Origin of the sequence: Piscinibacter sp. XHJ-5 (genome assembly GCF_029855045.1) — a bacterium.
Lineage (GTDB): Bacteria > Pseudomonadota > Gammaproteobacteria > Burkholderiales > Burkholderiaceae_C > Albitalea.
Genome location: NZ_CP123228.1, coordinates 3,895,402 through 3,910,775, shown reverse-complemented (window position 1 = coordinate 3,910,775; position 15,374 = coordinate 3,895,402). Strand labels below are relative to the sequence as shown.

Sequence of the window (15,374 nt, the reverse complement as noted above, 5' to 3'; positions counted from 1 at the left end):
CGTCAGGTCTCCAGGCTGTTCCAGAGTCGAAGCACGGCATACGCGCGCCAGGGTCGCCAGGCTCGGGCGATGTCATCGGCCGCACGCTGCGAGCCGCAATCGAACAGCTGCTTCATCGCCTTGAGCACCGCCACGTCGTTGGGCGGGAAGGCATCGGGCCAGCTCAGCGCGCGCATGGCGATGTAGTGCGCGGTCCACGGACCGATGCCGGGCAGGGCGCAAAGGGCGTCGATGAGCGGCTCGGGCGGCTGATGCACGGCGATCTTCGGCGCGAGCTCGTCCCACGCTGCGGCGATGCCGATGATCGCGTTCGCGCGGGTGCGGATGATGCCCAGCTCGGCGATCCGCTCCGGCGCCGTCCGGGCCAGGAGCGCCGGGGCCGGAAAGGTGCGGGTGACGCTTTCCCACGGCGTGGCGAGCGGCTCGCCGAAGCGCTCGACCACGCGCCGTGCCAGCGTGCGTGCCGCTGCCACGGTCACCTGCTGGCCGAGGACCGCGCGCACCGCGAGCTCGAAGGCATCGAGGCTGCCGGGCAGGCGCAATCCTTCGTCTCCGGGCAGCGCCCGCAGCGCGTCGCCGATGGTGTGCGGCGCGGCATCGAGATCCAGCCAGCGGCGGACCGCGGCCACCACACGCGCGCTGGCCGAAGCCAGCGCGGGCGCGAAGCGCAGCCGCACCCGCGCGGACGGAGGCACGAATTCGGCCTGGATCCAGCCCGCGCTGTCGCTCACGACGCCGGCACGCAGCGTGCGGCGCACGACGAGGCCGTCGATCTCCTCCACCCCGGGAACCGCCCGCTGGGCCAGAAAGCGCATCAGCCTCGCCGTGTCGTAAGGCGCGCGGTACGAGAGCGTGACGCAGACGGCATCGCCGCTGTCGAGCGCATCGTCGACATCGCCGCGCAGTCGGGTGGGGCTCATCCGGTAGCTCTGTGCGAATGCCGCATTGAAGCGGCGCAGACTTCCGAAGCCGCTCGCCATCGCGACCTGGGCGACCGGCATGCGGCTGTCGGTCAGCAGCTGCTTGGCCATCAGCAGGCGCCGCGTCTGCAGGTATTGCACCGGCGTCACGCCGTGCTCGGCCTGGAAGATGCGCCGCAGGTGCCGGTCGCTGACCCCCAGTCGAGCCGCCAGCGACGTGAGCGCGGGCGCTTCGCCGGTCGCGGCCTGCTCGTCGAGCCAGTCGGCGGCCTGGCGCGCCAGCGTTCGCGACGCATCCATCACCGACCACGCGAGCCCCGGACCCGGGGCGATTTCCGGACGGCACTTCATGCACGGCCGGAACGCTTCGGCTTCGGCCTGCGCCGGCGTCTCGAAGAAGCGGCAGTTCTCGCGCTTGGGCGTGCGAACGCGGCAGATCGGACGGCAGTACACGCGAGTCGAAGTGACGCCGACGAAGAGCCTTCCGTCGAAGCGGGCATCTCGGGCCTTCAGGACCAGGTAGGCGGCGTCGGCATCGAGTGTCATGCGGACGATTATGGCCAGCGGCAGGGCCCGGACTCGCCGTTTCCGGACATGTCGCCCACGGGCCTGGGAGGGCGTCCCTACAATCGCCCCGATTCGCAGCTCTCCCCAGGCAGATCCATGCAAGTCAATGCAAGCATCTTCAAGGCCTACGACATCCGCGGCATCGTCGACCAGACCATCGACGAATCGTTTGCCGAGCACCTCGGCCGCGCCTTCGGCACCGAAGCGCTGGCCGCCGGCGAGCGCGCCGTCGCGGTCGGCCGCGACGGGCGGCTGTCGGGACCGGGGCTCAGCGCCGCGCTGATTCGCGGCCTCGCGTCCACCGGCCTCGACGTCGTGGACATCGGCCCCGCGACCACGCCGATGCTCTACTACGTGGCCGCGACGCGTGGCGAGCACGGCTGCCGCAGCGGCATCCAGGTGACCGGCAGCCACAACCCCAAGGACTACAACGGCTTCAAGATGGTGCTCGCCGGGCGCGCGATCTATGGCGAGGACATCCAGAAGCTGCGCCAGCGCATCGAGGCGGAAGACTATGCGCAGGGCCCCGGCCGCGCGGCGACGATGGACATCCTCGACGAGTACGAGCATCGCATCATCAGCGATTGCAAGCTGGCGCGCCGCCTGAAGATCGTCGTCGATTCCGGCAACGGCATTCCGGGCGCGTCCGCACCGCGCATCCTGCGCGCGCTCGGCTGCGACGTGACCGAGCTGTACTCCGAGGTCGACGGCGACTTTCCGAACCACCATCCCGATCCGAGCAAGCCGGAGAACCTCGCCGAGCTCATCCGCACGGTGCGGACCACCGATGCCGAGATCGGGCTCGCGTTCGACGGCGACGGCGACCGCCTGGGCATCGTCACCAAGGACGGGCAGATCATCTACCCCGACCGCCAGCTCATGCTCCTGGCGCTCGATACGCTCAAGCGCGTGCCCGGCGGCACCATCATCTTCGACGTGAAGTGCACGCAGCGCCTGGCGCCGCTGATCCGCGAGGCCGGCGGCAAGCCGCTGATGTGGAAGACGGGCCACTCGCTCATCAAGGCCAAGCTGAAGGAAATCGGCGCTCCGCTGGCCGGCGAGATGAGCGGGCACATCTTCTTCGCCGAGCGCTGGTACGGCTTCGACGACGCCACCTACACCGCGGCGCGCCTGCTGGAGATCCTGTCGCAGAGCAAGGACCCGAGCGTGGTGCTCAACGCGCTGCCGACGAGCTTCAGCACGCCCGAGCTGAACGTGCCGTGCGCCGAAGGCGAGCCCAAGCGCGTCGTCGACGAGCTCCTGCGCACCGCGCGCTTTCCGGGCGCGGCACAGGTCATCACGATCGACGGCCTGCGCGCGGACTATGACGACGGCTTCGGCCTCATCCGCGCGTCGAACACGACGCCCGTGCTGGTGCTGCGCTTCGAGGGTCACACGCAGGACGCGCTGCACCGCATTGAAGGAGAGTTCATGGCCGCGCTGCGTGCGGTGAAACCCGATGCGCGGATCGCCGCGGCCGCCCACTAAGTGCGTGTCCTGATCGTCAAGCTGTCGTCGCTGGGCGATGTCGTCCACACGATGCCCGTGGTGCACGACATCCGCAACGCCCATCCCGATGCGCTGATCGACTGGGTGGTGGAGCCCGGCTTCGCGCCGCTGGTGCGCCGCGTCCACGGCATCCACAGCAGCTTCGAGTGCGCGCAGCGGCGCTGGCGCAAGCGCTGGTGGACGCGGGCCGTGCGCGAGGAATGGCGCGAGTTTCGCTACGCGCTGCGCGGCGACCGCTACGACGCCATCATCGACTTCCAGGGCTTGACCAAATCGGTGCTGGTCGCGCGCATCGCCCGCGGCCCCACCTTCGGCCTCGGCAACCAGACCGAAGGCTCGGCGCACGAGTGGCCCGCGCGCTGGCTGATCGATCACCCGATCGATGTCGACCCACGCATCCATGCGCTCGACCGCGCACGCCTGCTCGCCTCGCGGGTGCTCGGCTACGAGCCGCGCGGTGCGCCGCGCTTCGGACTGCGGGCGCACACGCTCGAGTCCATCGATCGCACGCTGGTGTTCGTGCACGGCAGCTCTCGCGACGACAAGCTGTGGCCCGAGGCGCACTGGATCGAGCTCGGCAGGCGCGTCATGGACGCCGGCTGGCGCATCGCGCTGCCGCACGCCGGGCCCGTCGAGCGCGAGCGGGCCGATCGCATCGCGGCCGCCATCGGTCCGGCCAGCGAGGTGTGGCCGGCGATGGACCTGGATGCGATCACCGACCGCATGGGGGCGGTGCACGGCGTGATCGGCGTCGACAGCGGCCTGAGTCACATCGCCGTCGCCCTCGATTTGCCGCACGTGCAGCTGTACAACTTCCCGACGTCCTGGCGCACGGGCCCGCAGGTCGCGCATGGCCATTCGCACCAGGTGTCGATCGAGGGCCAGCCCACGCCTGACGTGGACACGGTGTGGTCCGCATGGCAGCAGGTCTGGACCCAGTTCCAAGGCCAGACATGACGATGGCCTGGCGGCAGAAGCTCGCGCGCGGCGGCTATTCCGCCTTCCTCGGGCTGCTGAAGCCGATGTACCTGATGCGGCTGTGGTGGCGCGGCCGCGCCGAGCCGCTGTACCGGCATGCGGTCAACGAGCGGCTGGGAAGTTACCGCGGCGAGGCGCCGTCGTCGGGCTGGATCTGGGTGCATGCGGTCTCCCTCGGCGAGACCCGTGCGGCCGCGGCCCTGATCGATGCGCTGCGCAGGCAACACCCCCACATGCGGCTGCTGCTCACGCACAGCACGGCGACCGGCCGCGAGGCCGGTGCGGCGCTGCTGCGTGCGGGCGACCGGCAGGTATGGCTTCCGTACGACACCCCGGGGGTCGTGAACCGCTTCTTCCGGCAGTTCCAGCCGAGCGTCGGCGTGCTGATGGAGACGGAGATCTGGCCGAATCTGCTGCACGCGGCGCGCCGGCATGGGGTGACCATGGTGTTGGCCAACGCGCGCCTCAGCGAAAAGAGCCAGCGCCAGGGCCAGCGGCTGCGCGCGGTCCTGCAGCCGGCGGTCGAGCAGCTCGCGCTGGTGCTCGCGCAGACCGAAGCCGATGCGCAGCGCCTGCGCGAAGCCGGCGCGCCGCGGGTCGTCGTCAGCGGCAACCTCAAGTTCGACATGGCCCCCGATGCGACGCTCCTGTCGCGTGGGCGCGCGTGGCGCGACTCGATCGGGCGCCCCGTGCTGCTGGCCGCGGTGACACGCGAGGGCGAGGAGGCGATGCTGCTGGCCGCATGGGCGCGCCATCGCTCGTCAGCTGCGGGGCAGCCGCTGCTGCTCATCGTGCCTCGCCATCCGCAGCGCTTCGACGAAGTCGCCAGCCTGGTCACGGCCGCGGGGCTGACGCTGGTCCGGCGCAGCCAGTGGACCGATGCGCCGCCAGCGCATGCGGCCGCCGCCGACGTCTGGCTCGGCGACACCATGGGCGAGATGCCGCTGTACTACGCGCTGTCGCACGTCGCGCTGCTCGGCGGCAGCTTCGCGCCGCTGGGGGGACAGAACCTGATCGAGGCGGCAGCGTGCGGCTGTCCGGTGGTGATGGGCCCTCACACCTTCAATTTTGCGGAGGCCGCCGAGCTGTCGCAGGCAGCAGGGGCAGCGCTTCGAGTGACCGACATGGAAGACGGCGTGCGCCAGGCACTGGGACTGATCGCCGATCCTTCGCGTGCCGCGCAGACCGCGTCGCATGCGCTGGCGTTTGCCGCACAGCATCGCGGGGCGGCGAATCGGATGGCCGCCGCCATCGAGGGATTCCTGACTACAAGACGCTGAGGGGCCGCAGGCCTTCGCTGCCTGGGAACACGTCGGCGTTCAACGCCCTCGACGAAACGCGGAGGTGATCGCCCAGCACGCCCTTCAGTACCGCGCGCAAGTCGGTCGTCGTCCGCAGGTCGCGGCCCTCGAACCGATCCCGCTTTGCCAGCCCCGGCCAGTCGGCGATGACGCGCCCGCCCTTGACCGGTCCGCCGAGCACGAAGGCAGCGCCGCCGCTGCCGTGGTCGGTGCCTTGCGTGCCGTTGGGGGCCACCTCGCGACCGAACTCGGTGGCGACGACGACCACGGTACGCTGCCACGCCCTGCCGGCCGAGAGGCCTTCGCGCAACGCAGCGAGCCCGGCATCGAGCTGTGCGAGCTGGCGCACCAGCGCGCCGTTGGGCGCGAACTGGTTCGCGTGCGTGTCCCAACCGCCCAGCTCCAGCACGGCCGCCTGGGGTCCGGCCGGCTGCGACAGGAACTGCGCTGCGCGCTGCGCCAGCACGGCGAAGCCCGCGCCGCGCGGCCGGTCGTTCATCGCCGACGTGGCGGCGTCCACGTGCAAGCCCTTGGCGCGCGCCAGTGCATGCGCCAGCGCCGCGTCGCGCTCGTACATCCGCTCCAGCCGCGCGACCAGGTCGGACGACGGCTCGGGCAGCGCCGACGGCGCCCAGGTGTCGACGGCCGTGGTGCCGCGCAGCACCAGCGGAACCGCTGTGTTCAGCGCCAGTCCCTTGGCCGCGCCCGCGGCCAGCGCGCGTCCCAGCCAGCCGGTGGAGATCTCGTGGGGTCGGGTGGCGCCGCTCTCGAGGACTTGCTGCGCGTCGAAGTGCGAGCGCTCGCGGTATGACAGGCCCGCTGCATGCACGACGAGGGCCTCGCCGCCTTTGACCATCGCGTGCAGCTGCGTGAGCTGCGGATGCAGGGCGAAGGTGCCGTCGATGGCCAGCGGCGCAGCGCCCAACTGGGCGAGCGCGCCGCGCGCGGGCAGGAAGTCGGCATCGCCGGGCGCGGGCACGGCCGACAGGCCGTCCAGCCCGCCGCGCAGGATGACCATCGCGAATCGTGGAGCATCCTCGCTCGCCTGGCCGGCCCAAGCGAGCGAGGCCCACGGAAGCGTGGCGCCCAGCGCACCGCCGAGCCAGACGCGTCGACGGCGATCGAAGTGGGCTGTCATCGGCTGTCTCCCGTGGGCTAGCGCCGCTGGAATTCCGGCGCCATCAGCAGCAGCGCCAGCGCCTGCGGGCCATCGGCAGCGCGCTCGATCTGTCGCTGCGAGGCCTCGCCGAGCAAAGGACCGAAGGCGACGTCGGCAACCTGCCGGGCATCGACGGTGCGTCCCAGCCGCTCGCCGACTCGCGTGGACCACTCGACGCGCTTCCACACCGCATCGGGCCCCAGCCAATCCTCGGAGCGATCGGGCCAGCCGGCAGGCGAGGGGGCGGCATGCAGGCGCTGCCCCAGCACCACGATGCCGCCTGCATCGTTGCGCTCGAACCAGCGCTCGCCCAGGCCCAGCACCCGGGCCGCCGAGACAACGAACTCCTCCGGCGTCTTCAACTTGGCGGGAGCCGGCTGCCAGGCCTGCGGCGCCTGCACCAGCTCCCGGTACACCTCGCCCAGCTGTCCACCGCTGCGGCGGTAGCGTGCCGCGAGGCGATCGATCAGCTCGGCAGACGGATCGTCGGCGACGAAATGTCGCGCAAGCTTGGTGGCGATGAAGCGGGCGGTCGAAGGGTGCAGGGCGAGGTCATGCAGCACCTCATGCAGGGCCTGCGCCCCTTCGGGGTAGCGCTTGCCAAGCACCGTCTTGGGCCCCGGCTCGTGCCACGCCGCATCGAAGCGCGTGCCGTCGTCCTTGGCGCTCACGCGCCATCCCGTCAGTACCGCCGCGAATGCAGTCACGTCGGGCTGTGAATAGCCGCCGTCAACGCCCAGCGTGTGCAGCTCGAGGATCTCGCGCGCGAGGTTCTCGTTGAGGCCCGTGAGGCGCGCATCCTCCTGCAGTCGCCGCGCACGGCGCGCCGCGAACGCGACTGCGCGCGAGTTCGGGCCGGCCGACTGCGTGTTGTCCAGGTAGCGAAGCATCGCCGGATGGGTGGTCGCGGCGAGCAGCAGGTCCTCGAATGCGCCGGCGATGTACGGACGGATGGCTTCGCGCTCGAAGGCGCCGACCAGGCCGCGCACCGATCCCTTGGCCAGCGACACCGTGAAGTGATTGGCCCAGAAGAGCTGCAGCCTTTCGGCGAAGGGACGGCGCGTCGTCGCGGCGGTGACCAGGCGCGAGCGCAGGTCGGTGGCAATCACCTCGCGGTAGTGGCCGCCGACCACCGCCTCGGCCGTCAAGCCCTGCGCTGGATTGCGTGCCAGGCGGCGCCGTTCCTGCTCGGCATGCACGAGGTCGAGCGCCTGCGCGGTGCTCAACAGATTGGCGCCTTGCGCGACGTCGGCCGGCCCGATCTGGGACAGCAGCCAGCCCTGCGCGTCGCTGCCCACCGCGGCCAGCGACGCCTCGCCGAGGCCGAATCGATGGGCCGCGATGGCGGCGTTCAGCGGGGCGGGGTTCGCCAATGGAGTCTCCTGAGGCCTGTGGAGCCAGCTTGAGCCGGGAGGGTCAAGCGCGCGTGTGGCCGCCGTCAAGAAACGTTGCTGCCGCGGATGCGGCCTACTTGGCGAGGAGCTGATTCACCTTCAGCACGTCCTCCGCGCTCAGCGTGCCGGCCGCCTGGCGCAACCGCAGGCTGTTGACCAGCACGTCGTTGCGCGCCTTGGCCAGATCGCGGCGGGCGTTGAAGAGCTGCGTCTGCGCATTGAGCACATCGAGGTTGACGCGCACGCCGACGCGGTAGCCGAGCTGGGTCGCTTCGAGCGCCAACTGGCTCGACGAGAGGGCGGCTTCGAAGGCCATCACCTGGGCCTGCAGCGACTGGGCCCCGAAGAAGGCGGTGCGCGTGTTCTGCGTGGCAAGCCGGCGCGCCGACTCGAGGTTCTCGCGCGCCTGCTCCTCGAGCAGCAGCGTTTCCTTGATGCGGTTCTGCACCGAGAAGCCGGTGAACAGCGGCAGGTTGAGCGCGATGCCGACGCTCGTCGAGGTCCGGTTGCCCGAGGGATCGACGGCGCTGGCCGGATCGATGCGGTTGTTCGAGCGGCCGACGCCGGCGCTCAGGCCCACCGTCGGCAAGTGCCCGGCGCGCGCCTTGCGGGTCTCGAGCTGCGCGACGTCGTAGGCGATGCGCGAGCGCAGCACCGAAGGCGCCGTCTCCGTCGTGCTCACCCATTGCTCGACCGATCCCGGCACCAGCGGCGCCAGCTCCACCGGCGTGGCCAACGGCTTGGGCGCGACCGCCGACCGGCCGACGATGGTGTCGAGCGCGAGGCGCTTGGTCTGCAGGTCGTTCTCGGCTTGCAGCTCCTGCGCGGTCGCGAGGTCGAAGCGCGCCTGCGCTTCGCGCGTGTCGGTGATGGTGGCGGTGCCGACCTCGAAATTGCGCTTGGCCGAGGCGAGCTGCTCCGAAATCGCGCGGCGGTTGGCTTGCGCCGAGGCCAGTGTCTCCTGCGCGGTCAGCACGTCGAAGTAGGCAGTCGACACACGCAGAATCAGGTCCTGCTCGGCGATCAGCACATCGGCCTTGGCAGCCTCGACGCCTTTGTCGGCCTTGGCGATGTCGGCGTCGTTCTGCCGGTTGAACAGCGATTGATCGGCATCGATGCTGGCCGATGTGGTGCGCGTCGTGCGGTCCGCGCTGCCGGTGTCGAGCGTGCTGCGCGACACGCCGGCGGTGAGGCCGACGCTGGGCCGGCGCAGCGCATGCACCTGCTCCGCCCGGTAGACGGCCGAATCGGCCAGCGCACGCGCCGCGAGATAGCTCGCATCGAACCCGCGTGCGGCCTCGTACACCTCGAACAGGCTTTGCGCCCGCACGCCGGCTGCGCCGAGCGCCAGCGCGATGCCCAGCGCCAGCGGCGCCAGCCGGGCCATGCGGCTGGCGTTGCGGGTGAGGGTAGAGCGGCGCTTCGCGGGCATGGTGGATCCTTCCGAAGTGGTTTTTCGCGTTGGGGAGTGTCAGTACCGCGGCACGGTGCGGTCGACCTGGGTGGACCAGGCGTCGATGCCGCCGGCGAGGTTATAGACCGACTCGTAGCCGTGCCGCTCCAGGAATGCGACGACCTGCCGACTTCGCACCCCGTGATGACAGATGCAGACGACGGGCTGCGCGGGATCCAGTTCACCCAGGCGCTCGGGAATGCGGCTCAGCGGGATGTGCTTGGCGGGAACGCCGGCAAGGCGGATCGCCGCCGTCTCGACCTCCCAGTCCTCCCGGACGTCCAGCAGCAGCGACGGGGTGGCGGCGCAGTGGGCCTGGAGGTCGCGGGCGGCGAGTTGTTTCATCAAAACTTGAAGCGCGGCGGCTCGTCGAAGCCGGACAGTCGGGGAGCGACGGTGTCGAACAGCTCGACGCTGGCGAAGTCGTGCTCGCTGCTGCGGGAGAACAAGGTGGCTCGCATGATCGGCAACTGGCCGACCACGGCCGCCAGCCGCCCGCCCACCTTGAGCTGCGCCAGCAGGCCGGGCGGCACCTCGGCGACGGAGCCGGACAGCAGGATCGCATCGAAGGGACCTTCGTCGGGCAGTCCGCGCGAGCCGTCGGCCAAACGCACGCTCACGTTCATCGAGCCGTCGCGCCGCAGGTTGGCCTTGGCCAATTCGACCAGCTCGGGCCGGATCTCCAGCGTGATGACCTGCTGCGCCTTGTGGGCCAGCAGCGCCGCCATGTAGCCCGAGCCGGTGCCGACTTCCAGCACGCGCTCGTGCTTGTGCACCGCCAGCTCCTGCAGCAGCCGCGCCTCCACCTTGGGCGCCAGCATGCTCTGGCCGCCGGGCAGTGGCACCTCGGTGTCGACGAAGGCGAGCGCGCGGTAGGCCGCAGGCACGAAATCCTCGCGCTTGACCACCGCCAGCAGCGACAACACGCTCTGGTCCAGCACGTCCCAGGGGCGGATCTGCTGCTCGATCATGTTGAAGCGGGCTTGTTCGGTGTTCATGGCGGTCCTCGGCGTCGTTCTGCGAAACCGGGAATTCTATTTCGCGAGGAGGTCAGGAACGCTTGCGACCGACCGGCCGGGCGGCTTCATCGCCGGGGCGCACGAGCAGCCCGCGCACGACCACGTCGACATGCGTCTTGATGAAGCTTTGCGGATCCATCATCTCGTGCACGCCGGCGCAGGCGCCCAGCGAGTGCTTGTGCAGGCACATCATCAGCATCGGGAAGATGAGCACGTGCACTGCCTCGAAGGTGTTCACCGGGCGCAGCTCGCCGCTGGCGACGCCGCGCTCCAGAACCCGCGTGAACAGCGCATGCCCCGGCTCGATCACCTCCTCGGTGTAGAAGCGGGCGAAGTCGGGGAAATTGCCCATCTCCGTGAGGATGATCTTGAAGATGCCCGACGCGGGCGTGTTGCCCACGCGCTCCCACCACGTCTGCATCAGGAGCACCAGCAGCTCGTGCGTCGATCCGGAAAACTCGCCCGCGATGGCGGCGCCCTCGGCGATCAGCGTGCTGAGGTTCTCGTGCACGACGGCCTTCAGCAGGTCTTCCTTGCTCGGGTAGTAGAGGTACAGCGTGCCCTTGGCAACGCCTGCGCGCGCCGCGACCTCTTCGGAGCGGGTGGCGGCAAAGCCTTTCTCGACGAACAGCTCCAGGGCGGCATCGAGCAGCTCCTGCGGGCGGGCTTCCTTGCGGCGTTGGCGCGCCGGCGCAGCGGTCTTGGTTGTCATGGCTCGATACTGACTGATTGGTCAGTAATGTAGCCGGCGGGTCGGGGAGGGTCAAGCCGAAAGAAGGCACACGGGTTGCCGGGACAGGGTGGGGCGAGCCTAGCCGGCGCCATGTTGCTGCCGACTGCACAGCGGTAAAGATGGGTGAAGTGCCCCTTGCCGCTGCTGGCGCGGCCCGAAAATTCGATGCTATGAAGAGAGCTCGATCGATTGCCGGCGGTGTGCTGGCCCTGCTGCTGCTCGCCGCCGGCGCGTGGTGGTTCCTGCGCGACAGCAACGGCGCCGTCCAGTACCGCACTGCCAGGATCGAGCGCGGCTCGCTGCAGGCCACGGTGGCCGCCTCCGGAACGGTGACGCCGGTGACGCAGGTGCAGGTCGGCACGCAGGTGTCCGGCCAGATTCGCGAGCTGTACGCCGACTTCAACTCCGAGGTGAAGGCCGGCCAGCTGCTCGCGCTCATCGATCCCGAATCGTTCCAGTACAAGCTGCGCCAGGTGCAGGCCGACCTCGACGCGTCGCGTGCGTCGGTGCTCAACGCGCAGGCCAACGCCACCGCCGCACAGGCCGCAGTGGCACGCGCCACGGTCGATCTGGCCGAGGCGCAGCGCGCCCTGCAGCGCAACCAGGAGCTGGTCGCGCAGAACTTCATCTCGCCCGCCCAGCTCGACACGTCGCGGGCGTTGGTCGACAGCCAGAGCGCAGCGGTGAGGGCGGCTCAGGCGCAGGCGCAGGTTGCGCAGGCGCAGATCGCCAGCGCGCAGGCCACCGTCAAGCAGCGCGAGGCGCTGGTGGCGCAGGCCAAGATCGACATCGAGCGCACCGAGATCCGATCGCCGGTGAACGGCGTGGTCATCAAGCGCAGCGTCGAGCTGGGCCAGACGGTGGCCGCCAGCCTGCAGGCGCCCGAGCTGTTCGTCATCGCGCAGAACCTGGCCGACATGCAGGTGCAGGTGGCGATCGACGAAGCCGACATCAGCCGTGTGCGCCTCAACCAGAAGGCGAGCTTCACCGTCGATGCCTTCGCCGGCCGCGAGTTCGGCGGCACGGTGAGCCAGGTGCGCAAGGCGGCGACCAACACGCAGAACGTCATCACCTACACCGTCGTCGTGTCGTTCGCCAATGCCGATGCGCGGCTGCTGCCCGGCATGACGGCCAACGTGCGGCTCATCACCGACACACGCGACAACGTGCTGAAGGTACCGAACGCGGCGCTGCGCGTGCGGCTGCCCGGCGTGGAGCCGGCGGCGGCCGCGGCCTCGTCGAGTCCGCGCGACGCGTCCGGCGGCGAAGCGCCGATGCGCAGCGCCCAGGCGCAGGAACGCCGCGGCGCGGGCGGCGGCATGGGCGGCGATCTGCGCGAGCGCCTGGCCGAGCTGCAGCTGACGCCGCAGCAGCAGGAGAAGATCGACGCGATCAGCGCCGAGATGCGTCCCAAGATGGCGGCGCTGCGCGAGCTGCCTGCCGAGGAGCGGACCAAGGCGCGCGAGCGTCTCGGCGCCGAGCTGCGGGCGCGCATCGCCGAGCAGCTCACGCCCGAGCAGAAGGCCAGGTACCAGGCCATGCAGGCCGAGGCCGGGTCGCGCCAGAGCACGCGCGGCCGCATTTACCTGCTGGAGGAGCGCCAGCCGCGCGCCTACAACGTGCGCCTGGGCATCACCGACGGCACGATGACCGAGCTCATCGTGCCGCCCGGCTCGCCGGAGGCCACCAAGCTGATGGAGGGCGCCGAGGTCGTCGTCGGCACGGTGTCGTCTGCGACGAGCAACGCGCCGGCCGCCCGGCCCGCCGGTCCGCGCATGAGCTTCTGACGGTGAGCGCCTCGCCTGCATCCGGGCCGCTGATCGAGGCCCGCGACATCACCAAGGTCTACGCCATGGGCGACAACCTCGTGCATGCGCTGCGCGGCGTGTCGCTCACCATCGAGGCGGGCGAGTTCGTCGCCGTCATGGGCGCATCGGGCTCGGGCAAATCGACGCTGATGAACATCCTGGGCTGCCTGGACCGGCCCACCGAAGGCCACTACCGGCTGGCCGGCGAGGCAGTGGAGACGATGTCACCGGATGCGCTGGCGTCGATCCGCAACCGCCGCATCGGCTTCGTGTTCCAGCAGTTCAACCTGCTTCCGCGCACGTCGGCAGTCGAGAACGTCGAGCTGCCGATGCTGTACGCCAATGTGCCGAGCGCCGAGCGCCGCGCGCGGGCACTGGAGAGCCTGGAGCGCGTCGGGCTGGCCGAGCGCGCCCAGCACACGCCGGCGGAGCTCTCGGGCGGGCAGCAGCAGCGCGTGGCCATCGCACGCGCGCTGGTCAACCGTCCTCAGCTCATCCTCGCCGACGAGCCCACGGGCGCGCTCGACTCGCAGACCTCCGAGGACATCATGCATGTGCTCTCGGGGCTGAACGCCCAGGGCATGACGGTGGTGCTGGTGACGCACGAGCCCGACATCGCGGCCTGGGCGCGTCGTCGCATCGTGTTCCGCGACGGGCACATCCTGGAGGACCACGTGCAGGTGCCGCATGTGCCGCAAACGACGCAGGAGGCCGTGGCATGAACATGCTCGCGGCCTTGCGCTCGGCATTGCGCGCACTCAGGACCAACCTGCTGCGCAGCATCCTGACGATGCTGGGCATCATCATCGGCGTCGCGGCGGTCATCACGATGATCGCGGTGGGCAGCGGCGCGCAGCAGCGCGTCGCCGAGCAGATGAAGTCGCTGGGCTCCAACATCATGCTGGTGCTGCCGGGCTCCCAGACGGCGGGTGGCGCGCGGATGGGGGCTCAGACCGGGCAGAACCTGACCGAGGAGGACGCCGCCGCCATCGCGCGCGAGGTGCCCGAGGTGCAGGTCGCCGCGCCCAGCAACCGCGCCACCGCGCAGCTCGTCGCCGGCAATGCCAACTGGAGCACCTCCATCACCGGCACCACCAACGATTACTTCGAGGCGCGCGACTGGCCGCTGGACGCGGGGCGGCAGTTCGAGGCGAGCGAGATGCAGGGGTCGGGCAAGGTCGCCATCGTCGGCCAGACGGTGGCCCGCCAGCTCTTCGGCGATGCCGATCCGCTGGACCAGGTCATGCGCATCCGCAACGTGCCGGTGACCATCGTGGGCCTGCTGGCCGCCAAGGGCCAGAACTCGTTCGGCCAGGACCAGGACGACATCGTCATCGTGCCGATCTCGACCTTGCGCAACCGCATCCAGGGCGGCAACGCCGGCAAGCTGCGCCGCGTGAGCGCGATCAACGTGAAGGTCGTCGAAGGCCAGGACATGAAGGCGGCCGAGGACGGCATCCGCGAGCTGCTGCGGCAGCGGCAGAAGCTGCAGGCCGGCGCTGATGACAGCTTCACCGTGCGCAACCTGACGGAGATCCTCCAGGCCCAGGAGGCGTCGAGCCGGGTGATGACGCTGTTGCTGGCGGCGGTGGCCGGGGTGAGCCTGGTGGTCGGCGGCATCGGCATCATGAACATCATGCTGGTCAGCGTGACGGAGCGCACCCGCGAGATCGGCCTGCGCATGGCCGTGGGCGCGCGCGGGCGCGACATCCTCGTGCAGTTCCTGATCGAGGCGATCACGCTCAGCCTGATCGGCGGCGCCATCGGCGTGCTGCTCGGCGCGGCGTCGACCTGGGCGGTGGCGGCGTTCGCGGGCTGGAAGGTGGCCCTCACCGCCTCGTCTATCCTCCTGGCCGCCGGCTTCTCCGCTGCGGTAGGCGTGTTCTTCGGCTTCTACCCGGCACGCCGTGCGGCGGCACTGTTGCCGATCCAAGCCTTGAGGTACGAATGAACACACGACAAATCCTTCGCTCGATCTTCCTGCTGGTCGTCGCCGGCGTGCTTGCCGCCTGTGCGTCGGTGGGCCCGCGAACGATGACCTTCAGCGAGGCCGACATCGCGCGACTGCTCGAGCAGCACGGTCCGTTCCAGCGCCGTCTGCTCGAGGTGCTCGACGTGCGCGTGCAGCGGCCGAGCGTGAAGCTGCTGACCGGATCGAACCGGCTGGCCAGTGCGTTCGAGGTGTCGGCCACCGAGCGCGTGAGCCGAACCACGCTCAACGGCCGCATCGCAGTCGAGTACGGGCTGCGCTACGACGAAGGCGCGCAAGCCATCCGCATGACGCAGGTCAGGGTCAACGAGCTGGTGCTCAACGACGTGTCCCCGGCCAAGCAGGCCGGGTTGAAGAACCTCGGCACGCTGATCGCGGAAAACCTGCTGGAGGACACGGTGCTGTACCGCTTCAAGCCGAGCGACCTGAAGAACGCCGAGGGCCGCGGATTCAAGCCTGGGGCGGTGAACGTCACGTCGCGTGGCGTGGAGGTCACGCTGACGCCTTTGTGAAGGGGCGGCGGATACCACGGATGCCCCGGTA

At 70.2% G+C, this 15,374-nt stretch carries 14 protein-coding genes; 7 read left to right on the top strand and 7 right to left on the bottom strand.

What is annotated here, in order from left to right; genetic code table 11:
* Window positions 1-2: 2 nt before the first annotated feature.
* On the bottom strand, window positions 3-1,466 hold the full coding sequence (locus tag P7V53_RS18440; RefSeq protein WP_280150975.1) for an Ada metal-binding domain-containing protein: 1,464 nt from the start codon (window positions 1,464-1,466) through the stop codon (window positions 3-5).
* 117 nt (window positions 1,467-1,583) lie between these two features.
* Between P7V53_RS18440 and P7V53_RS18435 the strand changes: the two genes are divergently transcribed.
* From P7V53_RS18435 to waaA, 3 genes are read left to right on the top strand one after another with little or no spacing between them, the layout of a single operon-like run.
* The gene (locus P7V53_RS18435) at window positions 1,584-2,975 is read left to right on the top strand and encodes a phosphomannomutase/phosphoglucomutase (RefSeq protein ID WP_280150974.1); all 1,392 of its coding nucleotides are present in this window, start codon (window positions 1,584-1,586) and stop codon (window positions 2,973-2,975) included.
* The gene (gene waaC / locus P7V53_RS18430; protein ID WP_280150973.1) at window positions 2,976-3,953 is read left to right on the top strand and encodes a lipopolysaccharide heptosyltransferase I; all 978 of its coding nucleotides are present in this window, start codon (window positions 2,976-2,978) and stop codon (window positions 3,951-3,953) included.
* A gap of 2 nt (window positions 3,954-3,955) precedes the next feature.
* Entirely contained in the window at window positions 3,956-5,254 is a 1,299-nt protein-coding gene (gene waaA / locus P7V53_RS18425; protein WP_280156552.1) for a lipid IV(A) 3-deoxy-D-manno-octulosonic acid transferase, read from the top strand.
* Here the strand turns inward: waaA and P7V53_RS18420 are convergent.
* From P7V53_RS18420 to P7V53_RS18395, 6 genes are all read right to left on the bottom strand, one after another.
* Window positions 5,241-6,413: a DUF1501 domain-containing protein gene (locus P7V53_RS18420; RefSeq protein WP_280150972.1), complete on the bottom strand. Its 1,173-nt coding sequence runs from the start codon at window positions 6,411-6,413 to the stop codon at window positions 5,241-5,243. The two genes, waaA and P7V53_RS18420, sit on opposite strands and share 14 nt — an antisense overlap.
* Window positions 6,414-6,430: 17 nt before the next feature.
* Window positions 6,431-7,807: a DUF1800 domain-containing protein gene (locus tag P7V53_RS18415; protein ID WP_280150971.1), complete on the bottom strand. Its 1,377-nt coding sequence runs from the start codon at window positions 7,805-7,807 to the stop codon at window positions 6,431-6,433.
* A 94-nt stretch (window positions 7,808-7,901) separates the two neighbouring features.
* Window positions 7,902-9,260, bottom strand: a complete 1,359-nt coding sequence (locus tag P7V53_RS18410) for a TolC family outer membrane protein (protein WP_280150970.1) — start codon at window positions 9,258-9,260, stop codon at window positions 7,902-7,904.
* A 39-nt stretch (window positions 9,261-9,299) separates the two neighbouring features.
* Complete coding sequence (locus P7V53_RS18405; protein ID WP_280150969.1) at window positions 9,300-9,626, bottom strand: rhodanese-like domain-containing protein; 327 nt, start codon at window positions 9,624-9,626, stop codon at window positions 9,300-9,302.
* Window positions 9,626-10,279 (bottom strand): protein-L-isoaspartate O-methyltransferase, encoded by a 654-nt coding sequence (locus P7V53_RS18400; RefSeq protein WP_280150968.1) that lies wholly within the window; start codon window positions 10,277-10,279, stop codon window positions 9,626-9,628. The genes P7V53_RS18405 and P7V53_RS18400 overlap by 1 nt, the downstream gene beginning before the upstream one ends.
* A gap of 52 nt (window positions 10,280-10,331) precedes the next feature.
* The gene (locus P7V53_RS18395; RefSeq protein WP_280150967.1) at window positions 10,332-11,012 is read right to left on the bottom strand and encodes a TetR/AcrR family transcriptional regulator; all 681 of its coding nucleotides are present in this window, start codon (window positions 11,010-11,012) and stop codon (window positions 10,332-10,334) included.
* A 191-nt stretch (window positions 11,013-11,203) separates the two neighbouring features.
* On the opposite strand from P7V53_RS18395, the gene P7V53_RS18390 reads away from it, so the two are divergent.
* From P7V53_RS18390 to P7V53_RS18375, 4 genes are read left to right on the top strand one after another with little or no spacing between them, the layout of a single operon-like run.
* Window positions 11,204-12,820 (top strand): efflux RND transporter periplasmic adaptor subunit, encoded by a 1,617-nt coding sequence (locus P7V53_RS18390; protein ID WP_280150966.1) that lies wholly within the window; start codon window positions 11,204-11,206, stop codon window positions 12,818-12,820.
* A gap of 2 nt (window positions 12,821-12,822) precedes the next feature.
* Window positions 12,823-13,563, top strand: coding sequence for an ABC transporter ATP-binding protein (locus P7V53_RS18385; protein WP_280150965.1), 741 nt, complete (start codon window positions 12,823-12,825; stop codon window positions 13,561-13,563).
* Window positions 13,560-14,792, top strand: a complete 1,233-nt coding sequence (locus tag P7V53_RS18380; RefSeq protein WP_280150964.1) for an ABC transporter permease — start codon at window positions 13,560-13,562, stop codon at window positions 14,790-14,792. Before P7V53_RS18385 ends, P7V53_RS18380 begins: the two co-directional genes overlap by 4 nt.
* Window positions 14,789-15,343, top strand: coding sequence for a hypothetical protein (locus P7V53_RS18375; RefSeq protein ID WP_280150963.1), 555 nt, complete (start codon window positions 14,789-14,791; stop codon window positions 15,341-15,343). Before P7V53_RS18380 ends, P7V53_RS18375 begins: the two co-directional genes overlap by 4 nt.
* Window positions 15,344-15,374: the final 31 nt, after the last annotated feature.

Bases quoted from the DNA above. Each gene is read 5' to 3' on its own strand.
- P7V53_RS18400 (WP_280150968.1), bottom strand. From the start codon at position 10,279: ATGAACACCGAACAAGCCCGCTTCAACATGATCGAGCAGCAGATCCGC.
- P7V53_RS18410 (WP_280150970.1), bottom strand. From the start codon at position 9,260: ATGCCCGCGAAGCGCCGCTCTACCCTCACCCGCAACGCCAGCCGCATG.
- P7V53_RS18435 (WP_280150974.1), top strand. From the start codon at position 1,584: ATGCAAGTCAATGCAAGCATCTTCAAGGCCTACGACATCCGCGGCATC.
- P7V53_RS18375 (WP_280150963.1), top strand. From the start codon at position 14,789: ATGAACACACGACAAATCCTTCGCTCGATCTTCCTGCTGGTCGTCGCC.
- P7V53_RS18440 (WP_280150975.1), bottom strand. From the start codon at position 1,466: ATGACACTCGATGCCGACGCCGCCTACCTGGTCCTGAAGGCCCGAGAT.
- P7V53_RS18395 (WP_280150967.1), bottom strand. From the start codon at position 11,012: ATGACAACCAAGACCGCTGCGCCGGCGCGCCAACGCCGCAAGGAAGCC.
- P7V53_RS18420 (WP_280150972.1), bottom strand. From the start codon at position 6,413: ATGACAGCCCACTTCGATCGCCGTCGACGCGTCTGGCTCGGCGGTGCG.
- P7V53_RS18390 (WP_280150966.1), top strand. From the start codon at position 11,204: ATGAAGAGAGCTCGATCGATTGCCGGCGGTGTGCTGGCCCTGCTGCTG.
- P7V53_RS18405 (WP_280150969.1), bottom strand. From the start codon at position 9,626: ATGAAACAACTCGCCGCCCGCGACCTCCAGGCCCACTGCGCCGCCACC.
- P7V53_RS18380 (WP_280150964.1), top strand. From the start codon at position 13,560: ATGAACATGCTCGCGGCCTTGCGCTCGGCATTGCGCGCACTCAGGACC.
- waaA (WP_280156552.1), top strand. From the start codon at position 3,956: ATGGCCTGGCGGCAGAAGCTCGCGCGCGGCGGCTATTCCGCCTTCCTC.